This is a genomic window from Citrobacter sp. JGM124 (assembly GCF_018257795.1).
Lineage (GTDB): Bacteria > Pseudomonadota > Gammaproteobacteria > Enterobacterales > Enterobacteriaceae > JGM124.
The window spans coordinates 101,736-121,213 of record NZ_JAERJD010000009.1 but is presented as its reverse complement, the minus strand read 5'-3'; the positions used below and the strand labels follow the sequence as shown (position 1 = coordinate 121,213).

The following is a 19,478-nucleotide window of genomic DNA, read 5'->3' as shown; positions in this document are numbered from 1 at the left end:
TTGTATTACATACCCACTACTATCCAGATTTACCAGACCAGCCGGCTAACATGTTCACTGTCAGCAAAAAACATGATGCGTCAATAGGCATCCTATATGAACCAGACAAACTAAATTACCGTGACCGTTTGTTGTTTAACTTTTATTGAAGCGAAAAACAGGCAACAGAAAATTTTCAGCTTCACTGATGATCGCTTTGTAATAGTCATCATCTAATACGCGATATAAACGCTGCAACCAGATATCGGTACCTTCCCCTTCGATCACGCCATTGCCTTCAAAGGCAGTAATCAACTTACTCCTGGCTTTCAGCTGAGTTTGTTCATCCCATAAGATGGTATCTTGTTGCTTGTCATAGCAAGTCATTAGCCAGGCACCACCACTTTGCGGTAGCAGCATTAAGGGCTGGCTAAAGCCTCTTTTATACCCCTCGACCAACTCGGCAAGATAGTGCGTGGCCTGATCTTTCTTCATGGCTGGAAAACACCACTGTGAGTCTTTTCGCCCATACATATGGCTTTCCCCATCCCCGCCAGATGCAGCCCAGACCAGGTGTTCAAGCCAAAGCTGTAAACCGTGGCTAACCGTTAACACAGAAGGACGCCAGCGTAGCAAGCCGTCAGGCTGGACATCTGAAAGCCAGCCCGTAAGACGACTCCCCCCAACCAATAAATCTATTTCCTTGTTTTCAGTGGGGCGACGCTCAGTAATCACTCTTTCAGCCAGTTTCAACATTTCTGCCTGTTGTTTTTCCCAGATAATTTCACCGAATGCTCCATAAGGTAGCTCCCCTGCGGCTCGATACCGGGTAAAAAGGGGCTGTGTATCTTGCTGTTCAATGAGGGTATTCAGCATTTTTTGATTCAACAGAAAACTTTCCAGCGAGTCCAGGGTAAAAGGCTCGCTGTCTGGTAACTCGGTATCATCAATCCGGAAGTTCACCCCCAGTCGAGTTTGAAAAAATACCCGTACTGGATGACGCCAGAAATTCTGAAGCTGTTCGAGGGAAATATCTTCAATAATGCTAACAGGCAGAGGCTCGGCAATAAAAGGAGCATGCGCTTCACCTTTCTGATTGGCTGCCGCTAACCATTCCTGGGCAAAACTCTGTTCCGCACCTTCAATCAGATAGTTTTCACTGGCAAAGGGAGTTCGGGCATGCTCAATAATCAGCTGTTGTTTGACCTTTTTACTGCTGGTATCAATATCCAGTGCCTCGTCTCCAGCTAAACAATAGCTGCTGGCGATATAGTTTAATAACTCTTCAACGAGTACTGAGGGGTAACGGCGGCTATTATCCTGAATCGACCGACCGATATAACTGATATACAGACGTTGCTCTGCTGAACTCAATGCCTCAAGAAACAGATAGCGGTCATCATCCCTTCGGCTTCTGTCCCCACGCTGAGGGTTTTGACTGATCAAATCAAAGCCAAGAGGAGCCAGAGTCCGGGGGTAAACACCATCATTCATCCCCAGCAAGCACACCACTTTGAAGGGAATTGCACGCATAGGCATTAACGTACAGAAATTGACTTGCCCGGCCAAAAAACGCTGACTCATTCGCTGCTGGTTAAGGCGATCAGATAAAGCATTACGCAGTAAAACCAGCGACACAGGCTGGCCATAAGCCGCCTGAACACCCTGCTCAATCATCTCCTGCCACTGGGACTCGATCAGTGCCAGTGCTGCCTCCGTGTCGTCATCAGCAATGAAAAAGCAGGACAGCATTTGCTTGCACAGTGGCAACCATTCATCAAGGGTTCGTGCATGTGACAGTGTCTCTCGCCACTGGTTCAGACGCATTAAAAGTTCAGCCAGCTGACCTACCAGGCCCGCAATTAAACCGCTGGATTCATCAAATGGCAGCACAGAGTTCCAGACACCCGCATCACTTTCCATGGCATAGCCCAGTAACATTCGGGTGAGACCAAAACGCCAGGTATGCTGCCCGGTAGCGGGCAGCTCCTGCTGACGAACGTTATCGTCATCAAGCCCCCAGCGAATGCCCGACTCACTAACCCATTGACGTAAATAGCGCAGTCCCTCTTCATCAATAGCAAAACGGCTAGCCAGAGAAGAGACTTCCAGCAAAGCCAGAACATCCTCAGCCAGAAAGCGGCTGTCTGGTAATGCCAGTAAACTGATAAAGGCTTGTAACACCGGGTGTGCATGGCTGGCTCGACGGTCAGAAATAGTGAAGGGCAACCAGCGTTCATCCCTGGCATTACCAAAAACGGCCTGAATGAAAGGACTATAGCTGTCGATATCTGCCACCATAACGATGATATCGCGAGGGGTTAAACCAGGATCTTCATGCAACATCGCCAGGAGTTTATCATGCAGGATTTCCACTTCACGCTGTGGGCTATGGCATTCATGAAAGGTGACTGAATGGTCATCCTGATCGAGTTGTCGCTTATCACCACTCTGGATAAACTCTGCTTCTGTCAGCCCCAGCACCGTACTATTTTTCAGCTCAAGTAAATCATGCTGCAGGCTATGCAGTAAGTTGTCAGGCTCAATATCGACAAACACGTCGATCTCTTCAAATCGTTCCAGTTCGGACAGTAAATAAACATAGTCACGCCCCAGCTTTCCCCAGGAAGCCAGCAGTGGATTAGCGGTATCCTGTTCACCTGAGGCATTAAATAACCCTGCTGCACTATCGTTATTTTGAAATAGTGTATGTTCATGTTCAGCCATATGGCGGCGGCGACGACGCTGGGTCAAGCGAGCCAGAAACGCCGAATCTTTAATATCCCCCCAGTAGTAGCGACATGGGTTGGTAAATAAAACATGGATATCAATATGCCGGCCTAATGCTTGCAGTGCCTGAAGATAAACTGGGGGCAGCGCTGAAATACCACAGAGAAATACTCGTGAAGGTAACCCCGCCGGGCATGTTTTGCTCTCTTCAAGCCTGTTAATAAAGCTTTGATAAAGATTGGCTCGATGCCATTGTGGATGACCCAGTTCGGCGGTATAACGCACCAATGCCGCCCATAATGGTGCCTGCCATTGCTGTGCTTCACCTGCGTTTTCTACCTGTCGGCCTTTTTCCCAAAGACTTAACCAACCCGGGCGATAAACCAGATACTGGTCATACAGATCAGCTATGCGCGAGGCCAGCTGGAATAACTTACGATCATTATCATCTTCCTGAAGATAATGTTTAAGCTGGGCAAAAGGTGGGTCATTAAGCATGGCAGGAATAATCGACATCAACTTCCAGCTCATACTCTGTTTATTGAATGCGCTTTGTTCTGGGATCCCGGGTAACACACGGCTAAACATCTCCCAGATAAAACTCGCCGGTAAAGGAAACTGAATATTGGCTGCGATACCAAACTTTTTCGCCAGTGACATTTGTAGCCATTGCGCCATACCCGTACTTTGTACCAATACGACTTCCGGTTCCAAAGCATCTGCAAGCGGCTGGCGTTCAACGATAAACTCCATAATCTCTTCCAGCACATCAAGACGATTAGAATGGTAGACACGCAACATGAAACTGCTACTCCGGGTTAAGGTTAAAGGATGGACAAATCAGTTTTGACAACTGTCCAGTTCGGCCCCCGGGACAGGTTATCGTGACATGGATGCACAGACACTCTCCACAGGACGTCTGCTGCCTGGTCGTTTGCCATGGGGGCGGCAACAAGGGTGAACCAGACTCCGTTTGCTCAAGCGTATAGCGCCAGAGTTGTTGAGTTTGCCACTGGGTTTCAAAGCGCTGCTGCAGCCAATGGTGATAATTCAAGAACAACAGAATAACCATCATAAACAGCATCAGTGCGCATAATACTTCTGGCAAGCTAAAGCCTCTTTGTTTCATGGCTATCATGCCAGATTACAGTGGGCTTTATCACCTAACGGACAATAATCCAGCCATCCGTGGTCACTGGCAATAAATTTACCATGTTTAAGCGTGCCCCATCGCCAGTGTATCAACCAGCTTGATGCAGGCCCTTCAGCGAGGAAGGCAGCCAGTAGCACCTCACTACCCTGCGTCTGAATAAGGCAAGCACGCAAAGCAGACGAAGCCTCCGTCTGACACTGCCACTGTTGTTGTAACTGCCAGCGTTGCCACATTCCCCATGACATTGCTGATTGAGCACCAACAAAATGGGCTATCGCCCTTTTTTCCTGCATCCCCCATCGATGCTCAGTCGTAAGATGAGATGACAACCCAACCAGCATCGAAGTTCCTGAAAGTAAGAGTAAAAGTACCATCAGTATTGCACTGCTTCCGGTTTCGTTATTTGGGCTCATAGATTTTCTCCCCTGACTACATGGCGTATCTGTATTAACGCGCCCCCCTGTTTTTGCCTGGCGGTCAGCTGAATAACCAGTAATGGCGGCTCATTACTGCGCCACTGCCGGGTAACGGAAAAGTCAGTCAGGATAATCAGCCCCGGGTCAGATATGCTTTCCCACATCTCACGGCCATACTCAGTACTGTTTTTGAGGATTTGCAATTCCCCCTGATATAACCGATACCCTGTCTGTTCATATTGGGTACGGCAGGGCTGTCCTGGTGCCTGCCACTGGATCAATACCCGACGACCATCTTGCTCTATCTTCAGTGCTTGCATCGTACAAATTCCGTGGCAATAGCCCGCCCGCTGAAGATGTTTACCAATGCGATAAGCCAGTTGCCATACTGATTCACGGGCAGTACTGAATTGATACTCATGAAAAATAGGTAACTGCATGGCAGGTAAAAGCCGTAATCCCCCCAATAACAGCATACTGCTGATGCACAGAGCGACCAGCACTTCAACCAGGGTAAACCCCTGCTGTCTGATCAACACGGGTTATTTTCCTTTACCGAACAGATACGTATGCGCCCCCAGGCGGAGATGATCAGCTTACGTTGCCCGGCAGCACTGCTCAGTAGAATATGCCCGGGTCTTGCGGTGTTCATTACGCCATAAAAACCCAGTCCCTGAGTCATCTCCACCAGTGAAATCTCTTTAAAGTGTGGGATAAACTGCCATTGGTTGTCACCAGTACAGGGCATGTCAGAGCAGTTCTGGCTGACCAGGCACCACCGACCATGACGCTGAAATAAAAGTAACAGATGATCACGGTTATGCCGGTTAGCATCACTGCGTAGATGGTGCAGATATTGACTGAGCTGATGCGTCGTTTGCCATAGCCGTTGCTGGTGCTGCCATTGTTGAAAGCCATAAAGACCGCCGCCACTCAGGATGGCGATAATGATGAGAACAACCATCATTTCTATCAGGCTGAAACCGCGAATAGTGTTGTGCATGGCACCAGTATGCCAGGGATTTGAGACCTTATCAGTGGGCACACCACGGGTTCAGAAGGAGGGACGCATACTCTCGATACGGTTGCAAAGAATTGCAACATGGCTGTAATCAGCCCCGAAATAAAAACCCCGGAAGCTGTTATCACTCCGGGGTTTAAGCGGCATATGCCGGATTATAACGGACTTAATAAGTTAGATAGCCACCGGGGCTTTAATGGCTGGGTAAGGGTCATAGCCCGTAATTTCAAAATCTTCAAAACGATAATCAAATAAGGATTCGGGTTTACGTTTGATGACCAGTTGCGGTAAGTCACGAGGCTCACGCGTCAGCTGTAAACGTGCTTGTTCAAGATGGTTGAGGTACAGATGGGTATCTCCCCCTGTCCAGACAAAATCCCCCACAGCCAAATCACACTGCTGTGCCACCATATGAACCAGTAATGCATAGCTGGCAATATTAAACGGCAGGCCGAGGAAGACATCGCAAGAACGCTGATAAAGCTGACAAGAGAGTTTACCGTCAGCCACATAAAACTGGAAAAAAGCATGGCAGGGAGCCAGGGCCATCTGATCCAGCTCACCGACGTTCCAGGCTGAAACAATGATGCGCCTGGAATCAGGATCATTTTTCAGTTGCTGGATCACTGTACTGAGCTGGTCAATATGACGACCGTCAGGGGCAGTCCATGAACGCCATTGCTTACCATATACCGGCCCTAAATCACCGTTTTCATCAGCCCATTCGTCCCAGATAGTGACATTGTTCTCATGCAGATAAGCGACATTGGTCTCCCCTTTTAAAAACCAAAGCAGCTCATGAACAATCGAGCGCAAATGGCATTTTTTGGTCGTGACCAAAGGAAAACCTTGTTGCAGATTAAAACGCATTTGATGACCAAAAATAGACAACGTACCGGTACCAGTACGGTCATCTTTTGGTGTCCCCTCTTCGAGTACTGTTCTCATCAAATCAAGATACTGTTTCATGTCACCTCACGACGTTTGTGGTTTGGGGATACCGGCGATAGGCCCAAATCATCATGATAACACCGCCCACAATCATCGGAATCGAAAGGATTTGCCCCATGCTGATGTATTGCACCCAAGTTCCGGTAAACTGGGAATCTGGCTGGCGGAAAAATTCAACCACAATGCGGAACACGCCATAGCCGATTAAAAACAACCCAGAAACCGCACCGACTGGACGCGGTTTGCGAATAAAAACATTCAGAATAATAAACAGCACAACGCCTTCCAGCAGTAATTCATAAAGCTGAGATGGGTGACGCGGCAGCACACCATACTGATTAAAAAGGGATTGCCATTCCGGGTGTTTAGCCAGCAGACCGATATCTTCGCTACGGGACTCCGGGAACAACATCGCCCACTTAAAGCCAGGATCAACACGCCCCCACAACTCGCCATTGATAAAGTTTCCCAGACGCCCGGCCCCCAATCCAAATGGGATCAGTGGTGCAATAAAATCAGAAACCTGGAAAAAGGTGCGTTTGGTTCGGCGAGCATAAATAATCATGACGCAAATGACACCGATCAGCCCACCGTGAAACGACATTCCCCCGTCCCATACTTTGAATAAGTAGAGTGGATCGGCAAGAAAAACAGGGAAATTGTAGAAAAAGACATACCCTAGCCGCCCGCCGAGGAATACCCCGACAAAACCAGCATACAGTAAATTCTCGACTTCATTTTTTGTCCATCCGCTACCAGGACGGCTAGCACGACGACCAGCAAGCCACATAGCAAAGACGAAGCCGATTAGGTACATCAAGCCGTACCAGTGCAGGGAAATTGGCCCAATAGAAAAAAGTACCGGATCAATATTAGGGAAACGCAGATAGCCACTGTTCATCTGTCACCACAAGCCGTTGTTACACCACTATAATTACACAGTGGGATTACAAGTACGCATTATCAAGAATGCGCTCCGAAAGCAGCGCATCATAGCATAAAGGCAAGAATTGATTGATGAAGGAAGTTGTAAAAGATCTGTAATGCTACTTTCCCCATAGACGATAACCGCCTGTCTTAACGGCCCCCACCAATCAGGCCATCTATTCCACGCTTACTCATAAATTCAGCGACTTGCTGATGAACTTCTGCGGCAGTATCCGCCTCTGTGCAACAGATAGCCAAAGCCTCAACCTCTTCTCGCTCAATGTGGCGTAGCAAATACTTAACACGGGCCACCGAGCGGCCATTCATCGACAAATGGCGATACCCTAATCCGATCAGCAGAGCAACACACTGAGGATCCCCCGCCATTTCCCCACATACAGCGAGATCGATATGATAGTCTTTTGTCTCTTTGGCAATCATCGCCAATGCTCGCAGAACCGCAGGATGCAGGCTATCGTAGAGATTAGCAACTCGAGTATTGTTCCTGTCTACGGCCAGCAAATATTGGGTTAGATCGTTAGTACCGACGGAAATAAAATCGACTCGCCCCGCCAGATGTTTAAACATAAACACCATCGAGGGCACCTCAACCATAATCCCTAAACGCAATTGGGGCAGTTCGTACCCCAGTGATGCTTCCACTTCACGCTCTGCACGTTGAATAAGCATGCGTGCTTCATCCAATTCCTCAATGCTAGTTATCATCGGTAGCAGGATACTGAGATTACCTGTCGCCGCATTGGCCCGTAGCATGGCACGAACTTGAATTAAAAAGATTTCAGGCTGATCGAGAGTGATACGGATCCCGCGCCACCCCAGGGAAGGGTTTTCCTCAATAATAGGCATATAAGGCAACGGCTTATCAGCCCCTACATCCAGTGTACGCAAGGTTACGGGCTTACCGTTAAACAGCTGCAGCATGCCCTGATACTGAGCTATCTGTTCTTCTTCTGATGGGAAGCCACTCTGCAGCATAAAGGGGATCTCTGTACGATATAGTCCAATACCGTCAATACGCGCACCGAGATTACCCTCATGTTCTGGGCTGAGTCCTGCATTGAGCATAACTTGAACCCGCTCGCCACTTTTTAACTGACCGGCCTGTTCCGCTTTATCTTCCACCAACCGGGTCAGTTCGTTCTCTTCACTGACCAGACGTTGGTACTCATTTAGCAGCACCTGTTCTGGTTCAACCAGCAATTCGCCACGATAACCGTCAACGATCAACATGCGGCGATGTAATGCCGAAGGCTGAATATCAGCCCCCGTGACGGTTGGGATCCCTAACGCACGAACCATAATCGCAGCGTGGGAATTAACGGCACCATCACGAACAACAATACCAGCAAGACGATTCTGCGGTAACTCAGCCAGAGTTGCCGCCGACAGCTCATCCGCCACCAGAACGAAGCGTTCGGGCCAAGTATTAGGGCTTTGAATCGTATCATCAAGGTGAAAAAGCAAGCGCTGCCCCAGTGCTTTTAAATCCCCGGAGCGTTCTTTTAAATAACTGTCTGACAGGCTGGCAAACTGGGCCACAAATTTCTCAATAACTTTCTTAACGGCCCATTCAGCAACAGAACCACGGTCAACTTCTTCAAACAGCTCGCGACGCAGGTGGACGTCACTGAGTAAGTGAGAGTACAAGTCAAAGATGGCGGCGGTCTCTTTTTGCGCCCCGGCCGAGAAACGTTTACTGTAACGCCGGAATTCTGCTGCGGCCTCTTCCAACGCCGTCATCAAGCGTTCGCGTTCCGAAACAATATCCAGTGTTGATGCTTCAGACACCTGTTCAATGAGCGGGGGCGTCACATCCACCCAACCTTCAGCGATCGCAACCCCAGGAGAGGCGGGCAGAGCACGAATACGTGTGTGTCGATACTGTCTGAATAATGCCGTCAGTTGAGACTGGGATAAGATAGCAGCCACTTGGGTGGCGAGCGTAACCAGGAATGACTCTTCACTTTCATTATACTGACGCAGCTCCCGCTGCTGAACGACCAGAACCCCCAAGAGTTGTCGACGTTGGATAACAGGCACGCCAAGAAATGCGCGAAAACGTTCCTCTTTTACCGCCGGAATATACTTAAAACTGGGGTGTTTTTGAGCATCAGCAAGGTTGATAGGCTCAGCGAGCCGCCCGACCAAACCAACCAGCCCTTCATCAAATGCCAGGGTAACAGTTCGACCACGAGGCTTTTTCAAGCCTCGTGTAGCCATAAGGTAAAAACAACGTCGGCTGTTATCGGCTAAATAGACAGAACAGACCTCAGTGTCCATTGCCTCACAGATTTCAGTAACCAGAAGATCCAGCGCCTCATTGAGACGCGGAGCACTGGCAACCTTTTCGACAATCTCTCGCAAACGAGTCAGCATCTTCCGCGTGACTTAGCCTCTTTTACGTCGCCATGGGGGCGCACTGTTACGGGGGGGAGTCACTTCCTGCAGTGGCATCACCAGGCTGGAAAACTCTTTCATTACACGGCGATAAACATCGCGCTTAAATGAAACAACCTGCCGCACAGGATACCAATAACTTACCCAGCGCCACCCATCAAATTCAGGGGTACTGCTGGTTTGCATATTAATAGCCGTATCATTACCCACCAGCTGCAAAAGAAACCATTTTTGTTTTTGGCCGATACAAACCGGCTTTGTGTCCCAACGCACCAAACGTTTGGGTAATTTGTAACGCAACCAATTTCGGGTTGAAGCAAGAATGCGTACATCTTTTCGCTGTAAACCGACCTCTTCGAAAAGCTCCCTGTACATTGCTTGCTCAGCGGATTCGCCTGGATTGATGCCACCTTGCGGAAATTGCCAGGAGTGTTGACCGAAGCGACGAGCCCACATGACCTGTCCTTGCCGATTACATATTACGATCCCAACGTTTGGGCGGTAGCCATCATCATCGATCACCGGACTACCTCAAAACAAACTTAGATTATGACGATTGTTTCATACAAGTGTCAGGCGGTAAACCACTCTATAAACATGCTATAGATAGAATAACATTTGAATAACTCACAAAAAAATGCAGTGTTATAAACAGGGGAAGCCCATTCCGCTCGATTTTATTCACTTTTTCTGTGGATATCACTGTGCAGAACCACATAATTACATTGGGACAACTTAGAAATCCATTTGAAAAACTCAGGGAGCAAATCATATCAAATCGTTTTAAATCAATGTATTGTGAATTAAATTATCGTTTATAAAATCAATTAAGTGATGTGGATCACACCCTGTCACGCCCCACTGATGAAAGATCGTACAGCGTCGTTTTTATCCACAGTTTGTGCAAACATGTTAATCAAAAAACCTTGTGATATTGATGTTTTCTCTCTCGTCAAGGCTGTAAATGGAACCAGTAGTAAGTCATTTTATCACTTATCCCATTTTTCTGTGGATAACATGGTGTAAGATCCTGTTCATTGTCAGTGACCAGATTGGGAAAAGCTTTTTCCACCACGAGTAACACTGGCAAAATGAATAAAAAAAACCTGATAAATCATAAGATTGAAATTTATCTATTTATCGTTTTTTATCGTTTATTCATTGTGAATAACATGCGTTCATTTTTTAATCAAAAGACAAGTATCCATGATGGCATCAATACGACCTTTTACGTCACCACCGGACAGCGCTTCCGCTTTACTCAAACAAGCACAGTCCATTGCAGGGTATACACTGGGCGAACTCGCCCAGCTTGCTGGCATGCCGGTTCCCCCCAATCTTAAACGTGACAAAGGCTGGGTTGGTGGGTTACTGGAGTTATGGCTGGGTGCCAGTGCTGGCAGCAAACCGGAACAGGACTTTGCGGCTTTAGGTATTGAACTCAAAAGCATTCCCGTTGATGCCCGGGGCAGACCACTTGAAACAACCTTTGTCTGTGTCGCACCACTCACCGGTAACAGTGGCGTCGTCTGGGAAACCAGCCATGTGCGCCATAAACTGAAGCGCGTGCTATGGGTTCCTGTTGAGGGAGAAAGACACATTCCCCTCGCTGACCGGCATGTGGGGTCACCATTACTGTGGAGTCCCAGTGCTGAAGAGGAACAACAATTACGCCTGGATTTTGAAGAGCTGATGGACTTAATTGTTCTCGGGCATGTAGAGCGAATTACAGCCCGACATGGGGAGGTCATGCAGCTACGCCCTAAAGCGGCTAACAGCCGGGTATTAACCGAGGCTATCGGTATTGATGGGGCCCCAATTATGACGTTACCCAGGGGCTTCTATCTGAAAAAAAATTTTACGGCCGCCCTGCTGGCCAGATATTTTAGCCATTAATCTGTTCACCTGTTTGTTATCAGAATTAACTGCTTTTATTACTCGCTATGTTACGTTACTACTAGAGTATGGCTCCAGCAGCTGCTTGCAGGCACGGTGCATCCTGTTAACCAATCAGCTGATTAGGAACGCTTATAAAGGCAATATCCAAGCCAGTTAAAATATGGTGGGTATCAATCATTAATTCCAGACAGGGCTTCATAATGAAAAAATGGGCTGTAGCAATTTCCGCCATTGGCCTGGTATTTGCTGTTTCAGGCTGTAGTAGTAACTATGTGATGGCAACAAAAGACGGGCGCATGATCCTGACAGAAAATAAACCCACGATAGATGAAGAAACCGGGCTTGTAAGCTACCGTGATACCGCGGGTAATGAAATCCAGATAGACCGTAAAGATATCTCGCAAATTATCAAACGATAGTAATAAAGGGCAGTTTTTACGCCGACCTGCCCTGTTTTCTTTCCTTTCCCCTTTTTCTTTATGCGCTCCTCTGCCATGTTATAACACGTGGTCAGGATTATTCCCGACCGTTTAACACACTAAGGAAGCTCACTATGCACTATCACCGTATTCCCTGGAGCTCACTTGAAATAAGTACCCTGGGGCTGGGGACCATGACATTTGGTGAACAAAATAACGAAGCCGAAGCGCATCAACAGCTCGACTACGCCATTAGCCAGGGTATCAATTTAATTGATGTCGCGGAGATGTATCCAGTGCCTCCGCGCCCGGAAACCCAGGGCTTAACCGAGACCTATGTTGGTAGCTGGCTAAAAGCTCGTGGCAACAGAGAAAAACTGGTGATCGCTTCAAAAATTAGCGGCCCACCACGTAATACCGATGCGGGTATCCGCCCGAACCAAATCCTTGACCGCAAAAATATTCGCCAGGCACTCGATGCCAGTCTGCAACGACTGCAGACAGATTATCTTGACCTCTATCAGATTCACTGGCCACAGCGTTCAACAAATTATTTCGGCAAACTGGGTTACTCGTGGAGCGATACGACCACCCTTCCCGTCACCATTCTGGAAACGCTGGAAGCACTCAAAGAACTACAACGGGCAGGAAAAATTCGCTATATCGGGGTATCTAATGAAACCCCGTGGGGGGTAATGCATTACCTGAAACTGGCGGAAAAACATGACCTGCCACGTATCGTCACAATTCAGAACCCTTACAGCTTGCTGAATCGTAGCTTTGAAGTCGGCCTGTCTGAAATCACCCAGCATGAAGGTGTCGAGTTACTGGCTTACTCCAGCCTGGCATTCGGTACCCTGAGTGGTAAATATCTTAATGGCGCCAAACCGGCAGGAGCACGTAACACCCTGTTTAGTCGCTTTACTCGCTATAGCAGCGAACAGTCACAGAAAGCGATAGCCGCCTATGTGGAGATTGCCAGACACCACAATTTAGACCCGGCACAAATGGCACTCGCCTTCGTTCGTCGTCAGCCATTTGTTGCCAGTACGTTACTGGGGGCGACAACACTGGATCAATTAAAAAGTAATATTGATAGTCTGCATCTTGAACTGAGTGAGGATGTCCTTAAAGAGCTTGAGGCAGTACACAATATTTATACTTATCCCGCGCCATAACAATGCTCCTGCCCCTTACGGGGCAGGCCATTATACTACTGTCAGTAACTTGGGCTATTTTTCTGTCTACGCTGCCAGATCCATAGCGCGGCAATAGCCAGTGCGAAGAGAGAACCAAAACCGATACCAATCCCCACTACCGGTAACCCCACCTTTACAGCCAGAGAGTAGAGTCCCAGCATCAGTAACATAGCGGTATTTTCACCGAGATTCTGCACCGCAATCGCATGACCAGCACCGACGGTCTCTTTGCCTTTAGCCTGTAGTAATGCATTCAGCGGCACCACAAAGAAACCGCCGCATATCCCTATTAAGGTGAGTAAGACATAAGCCGGGAGTAACGCCTGCTGGATAGCAAAAAATAGTACGCCAACCCCCAGTATAATGCCGGCAGGCATACACCGTGCCACTGTTTTAAGCGTGACCATTTTCGCCGCCAGGCCCGCGCCAATCACAATACCGACTGCGACCATAGCATTCAGATAGGTCGGGGTGGCATTATCCGTGATTCCCAGAGCGACGGGTACCCAGAGTACCAGCAAAAAGCGTAACGTCACCCCCGCCCCCCAAAACAGACTCGTTCCGACCAAGGTAAAACGTGTTTCCGGGTTTTTCCACAGGATGCGACAAGCAGCAAAAAAATGGCGTAGCACGGTGAAAAAATGCCAGGACTCCCCAGGACGGGCCGGGGAAAGTTTAGGAATAAACAAATTTGCGACCACAGCAGCGGCATAAACCACCACACACACCAGTAATGCCACAAATAGATTCAAATCAGCCAGTATGCCGCCGACAACAGACCCTAACAGAATAGCGACAATGGTTGATGATTCCATCAAACCATTGGCTTTTACCAGGCTTGCGCCAGTAGTCAGCTCCCCCAAAATACCATACTTGGCTGGAGAATAGGCCGCGGCTCCGACGCCCACCAAGGTATAGCCGATAAAGGGATCAAGCCCCACACAGATGCAGCCAGCCCCTAATAACTTAAGACCGTTTGCCAGCATCATAACTCGCCCCTTGGCGAAACCATCAGCGACTTGCCCAACAAATGGGGCAAACAGAATATACGCACCGACAAACATCATCTGGAGTATCGGCTGACTCCAGTCTGGATAAAACTGTTGCTTCAGCACTGCAAGCGTCACAAACAACAGTGCATTATCCCCAAAAGCCGAGAGAAACTGAGCCCCGGTGACCGCGATCATACCCCGGGAGTAAAGTGAGCTTTCTCTAATCACAGAATTAGCCATGGCTATGCTCCACTTCATCCAGCTGTGCTTTCAATGTGATGAAATCAGGCTTACCACTCCCTAATACCGGTAGCTGTTTCAAAAAACGAATGTCCCGGGGAACGGCCAGTTCAGGGATGCCATGCTGGCGGGCATAGCTCAGTAAGCTATCGCGTCTCAAGTCTGCATCACTGGTGAACAACACCAAAGCTTCCCCTTTTGCCACGTCATCTCGTACTACGGTTGCATGCAGTTTTTCCGGTGAAATCGCAATGGCCATTTGTTCAACCATTTCCAGTGATACCATCTCGCCGGCTATTTTAGCAAAGCGTTTAGCCCGTCCCTGAATAACACAGTAACCTTGTGAATCAAACGTGACGATATCCCCGGTGTCATACCAGCCGCTTTCCAGTTTACCTTCCGCATCTTCCGCCACCGGCGGTTCCAGAACGCCAGGGTTGTCGACCCGGAGATAACCATTCATGATATTAGGCCCCTTTAACTGCAAACGCCCGCCCTCTTCAATGCCAGGCACCGCGATCAGACGCGCATCCATCGTTGGTAAGATGCGTCCAACCGTTCCTGTTTTCGAGGCCATGGGGACGTTAATAGACACCACCGGGGCACACTCAGTAACCCCGTAGCCTTCCAGTACACGAAGACCAAATTTATCCTGCCATAACTGGCGGGTGCTCTCCTGCAGTTTTTCAGCGCCAGACACCACATAACGAATACGATAAAAATCATAAGGCGAAGCGAAACGTGCATAGTGGCCAAGAAAAGTTGACGTGCCAAACATCACGGTACAGTTGTTGCTGTAAATCAGTTCCGGGACGATACGGTAATGTAGCGGGTTCGGGTAGAGGAATACCTCTGCCCCGGTCAGTAAAGGAGTGAATAACCCTACAGTAAGACCAAATGAGTGAAACAGTGGTAAAGCCGACATAAAGCGATCATTCGCCGTGAAATCTGAAATCGTGCGAATTTGCTCCACATTCGCCAACAAACTTTTATGACTATGTACCACCCCTTTAGGATGCCCCTCAGAACCTGAAGTAAAGAGGATAATAGCCGCCTGTTCTGGCTGTTGTTTCACCTGAGCCAGACGCGGCATCAGCACATGAGTCATGATCCAGAGTTTATCGCCAGTGGTTACTGTATTTTTTAAATCTTCTAAAAAGATCCAGCGAACCTGAGTTAACTGTTCTGGCAAATGCCACAGTTTTCCTTTATCCAGAAACTGACGTGAGGTAAAAACCGTCTTAATTTGTGCGGCGGTAATAGCACTGGTTAACCCCTTAACACCGGCACTATAATTCATCATTGCCGGGATACGCCCACGTAAAGAGGCCCCAAATATAGCCGCGGCGGTGATAGTCGCATTCGGCAACATCAAACCAATGACTTCACCAGCCTGACTGTACTTGTCCAGAATACGCCCAACAGAAAGACTCTTTTTCACTAAAGTGCGATAACTGTCCGGTTTAAAATTAATGTCTTCAAGACATTTTTTACCTCCACCATAACGGTATTTTGCACCCAGTAACGCGTCAAATAACGTCTCCCTTGGTCTTACAGCCATGCGGGCTTCCATCATCACCTGATGCAACATCTCACCAGCGATTTTCCGACGCTCGCGCGGGCGGCGTGCTTCTGGCATTGGCAGCGTCGTGGGCGGTAATAAATGCAGAGTAATACGTGGAAACAGGCGCTGTTTGACCAATCCCTTCAGACGGCTGAAAAAGGTGAGTTCTGCTCCATCAATACGAACAGGGATCACCGTTGCTTTAGATTTTGCCGCAACGAAACCAGCCCCGTCATAGATTTTCATTAACGAACCACTAACGGAAATGCGCCCTTCCGGGAAGATAACCACCGGACGGCCCTGCTCCACCAGTCTTACCAGATGCTTTATCGCCAACGGACGCGAAGGGTCGAGCGGGACAAAATCGATAATCGATGTCAGCCAACGCATAAACCACTGTTCCGCGATGGAAGAGTAAACCGCAAATACCGGTTTTACTGGCAAAAAGAGCGCCAGCAGAATGCCATCAATAAATGAGACATGGTTAGGTATGATTATCACACGCTGCTGTTTCAGGCTTTGAATATCACCATATAAACGTACCCGAAAAAGCAGGCGAAAAACGGTGCGTAAAAACGTAAATAGCATGCAAAATCCTTTTATTATTCTTGAGTAAGTGGTCGCAACGCACAGAGTACACCAGTTTTGGCATACCCGAAAAATGACAGATAAAAAATAAGAGGGGTACCATCACCATCTACTCACGAGTTGTGATGACACCTCGTTTGAAAATCATGGGAGTATAAGACCATTTACTTGGAACTTGGGTATCGCCATACCCCACAGGAGTTAATGCCCGGGAAAGTATCATCATCGTCCTGGCATCGCGCAGATATCTGCTGACAGTCATTATCAGTAAAAAGCGGGGCAACATGCGAGCAGGAAAACTAACCTCAGGCCATTTTCAACAGGCAAAAAAAAACCTGCGCATATGCGCAGGCTGGTGCAAGTGAACTGTACTCTGTTGAGTAACAAGAATGCTCACCAATCAATACCTCTGGGACAGAAACTCTAGCAGTGGAGTGCATTGTTCATCTATGGATAAATGGCAACAGCGGAATGCAAAATGTAAGGAAAGATTTGACCTGAAATGTTTTTTTGATATGAGTTCATAAATATGAAGTGGTGTTGCTAACGATTTAACCTGCTTTTCATTTAGATGTATTAATTCAATGAGTGATTAGAGCCCATTGCCGTCATTCTCTTGAAGTAAAGGGCAATTTCCGTAACACTGGGCATAATTCAACCTTAACGGAGCAAAAAGGATTTTTATGGCGACAATTAAAGATGTAGCACGGCTCGCCGGAGTCTCCGTCGCCACAGTATCTCGTGTGATCAATCACTCCCCAAAAGCCAGTACTGCTTCCCGGGAAGCGGTAAACAGCGCGATGGAAGCCTTAAACTACCATCCCAATGCCAATGCTCGGGCACTTGCACAACAAAATACCAAAACAATTGGCCTGGTGGTGGGGGATGTCTCCGATCCTTTTTTTGGTGCCATGGTCAAAGCCGTAGAACAGGTTTCCTATGACAGTGGTAACTTTTTACTGATCGGCAATGGCTATCACAATGAACAAAAAGAGACCCAGGCTATTGAACAGCTGATACGTCACCGTTGTGCGGCCCTGGTAGTCCACGCCAAGAAAATCCCGGATTCCAGGTTAATACCTCTCATGGAACAAATACCGGGGATGGTATTAATTAACAGGACATTAAAAGGGTTCGAGCAACGCTGTATTGCGCTTGATAATCCCTATGGTGCCTGGCTTGCTACTCGTCATCTTATTCAGCAAGGCCACCGTCAGATAGGCTACCTCTGCTCTAATCATAAGATTTCAGATGCCCAGGAAAGGTTACAGGGGTACCTTAACGCCCTTCAGGAACATAACATTCCTCCAGACGAACGGCTGATAGCCTTTGGTGAACCAGATGAAAGGGGGGGAGAACAAGCCATGATTGAGCTGTTAAGTCGGGGGAAAAACTTTACGGCAGTAGCCTGCTACAACGACTCAATGGCAGCGGGAGCCATGGGGATATTAAATGACAATGGCCTCGAAGTACCGAGTGCCATCTCACTTATCGGCTTTGATGATATCTTAATTGCTCGCTATATGCGCCCACGACTCACCACAGTACGTTACCCGATCATCAGTATGGCGACTCAGGCAGCAGAGCTGGCGCTGGCGCTGGCTGAAAACACAGCACTCCCTGAGGTGACCCATATATTCAGCCCGACACTGGTACGCCGACAGTCAGTACAGGTGAATAATACCGACACACTATAGGGCACTGGTAAATTAGAAAATTTCCAGTGCCAGTAGTTCAGCAATGGTCTGACGACGACGAATCAAATGTGACTCCCCATTATCAAACAATACTTCGGGCAATAATGGGCGTGTATTGTAGTTAGAGGACATGGATGCCCCATAGGCACCGGTATCATGCAGAACTAAATAGTCACCGACCGCCACAGCAGGGAGTAAGCGATTTTCTACTTTCCCGCCTTCTAGCTGGGTAAAAACATCCCCGGACTCACAAAGCGGCCCGGCAACCACCGTTTCAACCAAGTCAGCGGACGCCAGCGGACGCCCGTCACGGGGTAAAACAGAAATATGATGATAGCTCCCATACATTGATGGGCGCATCAGATCATTAAAACCAGCATCTATCAGGACAAAGTGACGCGTTCCCATCTCCTTCACAGCCCGGACTTGGGCAACCAGTACACCGGCTTCTGCCACCAAAAAACGCCCTGGTTCAATTTCAAGTTTAACCGGATGGCCTAAATGAGAGGCAATCACTTCACGCGCAGCATTCCACAGTCCAAAATAGTGCTGAGTATCAATAGTTTCATCACCGAAATGATAAGGAACAGAGAGCCCTCCTCCCGCAGAAATCGCTTCAATGTCCTGCCCAAAGTCGATCACCTGACGAACCATAGCACCACAGACCTGCTCAAGATGACCATAGTCAACACCGGAACCAATATGCATATGCATACCCACCAACTGTAGCTGGTAGCGCTGCATCACTGCTAATGCCTGGAGCAAATCCTTGTGCCAGATACCATGCTTGCTATTTTCTCCGCCAGTATTGGTTTTCTGGCTGTGTCCATGGCCAAAACCGGGGTTAATACGCAACCAAACACGATGCCCGGGGGATACCTCACCAAGCTGCTGCAGCATGTCGACAGAACCGATATTGACGGCAATATTATATTCAGCCACCAGTGCCAGTGTCGCATCATCAATCACATCAGCAGTGAAAACCACATCATCCGGATTATCCAACGGTTGATAACCCGCCGCCAGGGCACGTTCTATCTCACCCTGGGATACGGCGTCCACTTTAACGCCCTGTTCACGCATTAATTTCAGAATATGAATATTAGAGCAGGCTTTTTGGGCAAAGCGAATCACATCAAACTGACGTAACTGAGCAATTTGCTGACGAATAATTTCTGCATCATAAACCCAGACCGGGCAGCCATATTTTTCAGGCAAAGGCAGCAGATTATGTGCATTCAGAGAGGTAGTGGTATCCGTCAGCAGGCGAGGCATAGTAGAACTC

The 19,478-nt window shown here is 48.2% G+C and carries 16 protein-coding genes; 4 read left to right on the top strand and 12 right to left on the bottom strand.

Translation table 11 applies throughout. The features are described 5' to 3' along the window. Positions 1–135 precede the first annotated feature (135 nt). The 9 genes from recC to rppH all read right to left on the bottom strand — a co-directional run bounded on the left by recC (position 136) and on the right by rppH (position 10,117). A complete protein-coding gene (gene recC, locus JK154_RS13860; RefSeq protein ID WP_211993145.1) occupies positions 136–3,510 on the bottom strand; it encodes an exodeoxyribonuclease V subunit gamma in 3,375 nt (1,124 codons plus the stop codon). A 7-nt stretch (positions 3,511–3,517) separates the two neighbouring features. Continuing rightward, a complete protein-coding gene (locus tag JK154_RS13855; protein WP_249215925.1) occupies positions 3,518–3,838 on the bottom strand; it encodes a prepilin-type N-terminal cleavage/methylation domain-containing protein in 321 nt (106 codons plus the stop codon). A gap of 5 nt (positions 3,839–3,843) precedes the next feature. Next, positions 3,844–4,275: a DUF2509 family protein gene (locus JK154_RS13850; protein ID WP_211993143.1), complete on the bottom strand. Its 432-nt coding sequence runs from the start codon at positions 4,273–4,275 to the stop codon at positions 3,844–3,846. Beyond that, positions 4,272–4,817, bottom strand: coding sequence for a prepilin peptidase-dependent protein (locus JK154_RS13845; protein ID WP_211993142.1), 546 nt, complete (start codon positions 4,815–4,817; stop codon positions 4,272–4,274). The genes JK154_RS13850 and JK154_RS13845 overlap by 4 nt, the downstream gene beginning before the upstream one ends. Continuing rightward, positions 4,811–5,281, bottom strand: a complete 471-nt coding sequence (locus tag JK154_RS13840; RefSeq protein ID WP_211993141.1) for a prepilin peptidase-dependent protein — start codon at positions 5,279–5,281, stop codon at positions 4,811–4,813. Before JK154_RS13840 ends, JK154_RS13845 begins: the two co-directional genes overlap by 7 nt. 192 nt (positions 5,282–5,473) lie before the next feature. Continuing rightward, positions 5,474–6,268, bottom strand: a complete 795-nt coding sequence (gene thyA, locus JK154_RS13835) for a thymidylate synthase (RefSeq protein ID WP_211993140.1) — start codon at positions 6,266–6,268, stop codon at positions 5,474–5,476. A gap of 1 nt (position 6,269) precedes the next feature. Continuing rightward, the gene (gene lgt / locus JK154_RS13830; RefSeq protein ID WP_211993139.1) at positions 6,270–7,151 is read right to left on the bottom strand and encodes a prolipoprotein diacylglyceryl transferase; all 882 of its coding nucleotides are present in this window, start codon (positions 7,149–7,151) and stop codon (positions 6,270–6,272) included. Between the two features lie 176 nt (positions 7,152–7,327). Next, the gene (gene ptsP, locus JK154_RS13825) at positions 7,328–9,574 is read right to left on the bottom strand and encodes a phosphoenolpyruvate--protein phosphotransferase (RefSeq protein ID WP_211993138.1); all 2,247 of its coding nucleotides are present in this window, start codon (positions 9,572–9,574) and stop codon (positions 7,328–7,330) included. 12 nt (positions 9,575–9,586) lie between these two features. After that, positions 9,587–10,117 (bottom strand): RNA pyrophosphohydrolase, encoded by a 531-nt coding sequence (rppH, locus tag JK154_RS13820; RefSeq protein WP_211993137.1) that lies wholly within the window; start codon positions 10,115–10,117, stop codon positions 9,587–9,589. Between the two features lie 687 nt (positions 10,118–10,804). Here rppH and mutH point away from each other — a divergent pair. The 3 genes from mutH to JK154_RS13805 all read left to right on the top strand — a co-directional run bounded on the left by mutH (position 10,805) and on the right by JK154_RS13805 (position 13,091). After that, the gene (gene mutH, locus JK154_RS13815; RefSeq protein WP_211993232.1) at positions 10,805–11,491 is read left to right on the top strand and encodes a DNA mismatch repair endonuclease MutH; all 687 of its coding nucleotides are present in this window, start codon (positions 10,805–10,807) and stop codon (positions 11,489–11,491) included. A 203-nt stretch (positions 11,492–11,694) separates the two neighbouring features. Then, positions 11,695–11,913 (top strand): YgdI/YgdR family lipoprotein, encoded by a 219-nt coding sequence (locus JK154_RS13810; protein ID WP_211993136.1) that lies wholly within the window; start codon positions 11,695–11,697, stop codon positions 11,911–11,913. A 134-nt stretch (positions 11,914–12,047) separates the two neighbouring features. Next, on the top strand, positions 12,048–13,091 hold the full coding sequence (locus JK154_RS13805; RefSeq protein ID WP_211993135.1) for an NADP(H)-dependent aldo-keto reductase: 1,044 nt from the start codon (positions 12,048–12,050) through the stop codon (positions 13,089–13,091). A 41-nt stretch (positions 13,092–13,132) separates the two neighbouring features. On the opposite strand, the gene lplT is transcribed toward JK154_RS13805, so the two are convergent. Then, positions 13,133–14,344, bottom strand: coding sequence for a lysophospholipid transporter LplT (gene lplT / locus JK154_RS13800; protein WP_211993134.1), 1,212 nt, complete (start codon positions 14,342–14,344; stop codon positions 13,133–13,135). Beyond that, positions 14,337–16,496 (bottom strand): bifunctional acyl-ACP--phospholipid O-acyltransferase/long-chain-fatty-acid--ACP ligase, encoded by a 2,160-nt coding sequence (aas, locus tag JK154_RS13795; RefSeq protein WP_211993133.1) that lies wholly within the window; start codon positions 16,494–16,496, stop codon positions 14,337–14,339. The genes lplT and aas overlap by 8 nt, the downstream gene beginning before the upstream one ends. A 683-nt stretch (positions 16,497–17,179) precedes the next feature. On the opposite strand from aas, the gene galR reads away from it, so the two are divergent. Further along, entirely contained in the window at positions 17,180–18,193 is a 1,014-nt protein-coding gene (gene galR / locus JK154_RS13790) for an HTH-type transcriptional regulator GalR (protein WP_211993132.1), read from the top strand. A 12-nt stretch (positions 18,194–18,205) separates the two neighbouring features. On the opposite strand, the gene lysA is transcribed toward galR, so the two are convergent. Then, positions 18,206–19,468: a diaminopimelate decarboxylase gene (lysA, locus tag JK154_RS13785; RefSeq protein WP_211993231.1), complete on the bottom strand. Its 1,263-nt coding sequence runs from the start codon at positions 19,466–19,468 to the stop codon at positions 18,206–18,208. Positions 19,469–19,478: the final 10 nt, after the last annotated feature.

Coding starts and splice junctions, on each gene's coding strand:
- recC (WP_211993145.1), bottom strand. CDS start 3,510: ATGTTGCGTGTCTACCATTCTAATCGTCTTGATGTGCTGGAAGAGATT.
- JK154_RS13855 (WP_249215925.1), bottom strand. CDS start 3,838: ATGAAACAAAGAGGCTTTAGCTTGCCAGAAGTATTATGCGCACTGATG.
- JK154_RS13850 (WP_211993143.1), bottom strand. CDS start 4,275: ATGAGCCCAAATAACGAAACCGGAAGCAGTGCAATACTGATGGTACTT.
- JK154_RS13840 (WP_211993141.1), bottom strand. CDS start 5,281: ATGCACAACACTATTCGCGGTTTCAGCCTGATAGAAATGATGGTTGTT.
- thyA (WP_211993140.1), bottom strand. CDS start 6,268: ATGAAACAGTATCTTGATTTGATGAGAACAGTACTCGAAGAGGGGACA.
- lgt (WP_211993139.1), bottom strand. CDS start 7,151: ATGAACAGTGGCTATCTGCGTTTCCCTAATATTGATCCGGTACTTTTT.
- ptsP (WP_211993138.1), bottom strand. CDS start 9,574: ATGCTGACTCGTTTGCGAGAGATTGTCGAAAAGGTTGCCAGTGCTCCG.
- mutH (WP_211993232.1), top strand. CDS start 10,805: ATGGCATCAATACGACCTTTTACGTCACCACCGGACAGCGCTTCCGCT.
- JK154_RS13810 (WP_211993136.1), top strand. CDS start 11,695: ATGAAAAAATGGGCTGTAGCAATTTCCGCCATTGGCCTGGTATTTGCT.
- JK154_RS13805 (WP_211993135.1), top strand. CDS start 12,048: ATGCACTATCACCGTATTCCCTGGAGCTCACTTGAAATAAGTACCCTG.
- lplT (WP_211993134.1), bottom strand. CDS start 14,344: ATGGCTAATTCTGTGATTAGAGAAAGCTCACTTTACTCCCGGGGTATG.
- aas (WP_211993133.1), bottom strand. CDS start 16,496: ATGCTATTTACGTTTTTACGCACCGTTTTTCGCCTGCTTTTTCGGGTA.
- galR (WP_211993132.1), top strand. CDS start 17,180: ATGGCGACAATTAAAGATGTAGCACGGCTCGCCGGAGTCTCCGTCGCC.
- lysA (WP_211993231.1), bottom strand. CDS start 19,468: ATGCCTCGCCTGCTGACGGATACCACTACCTCTCTGAATGCACATAAT.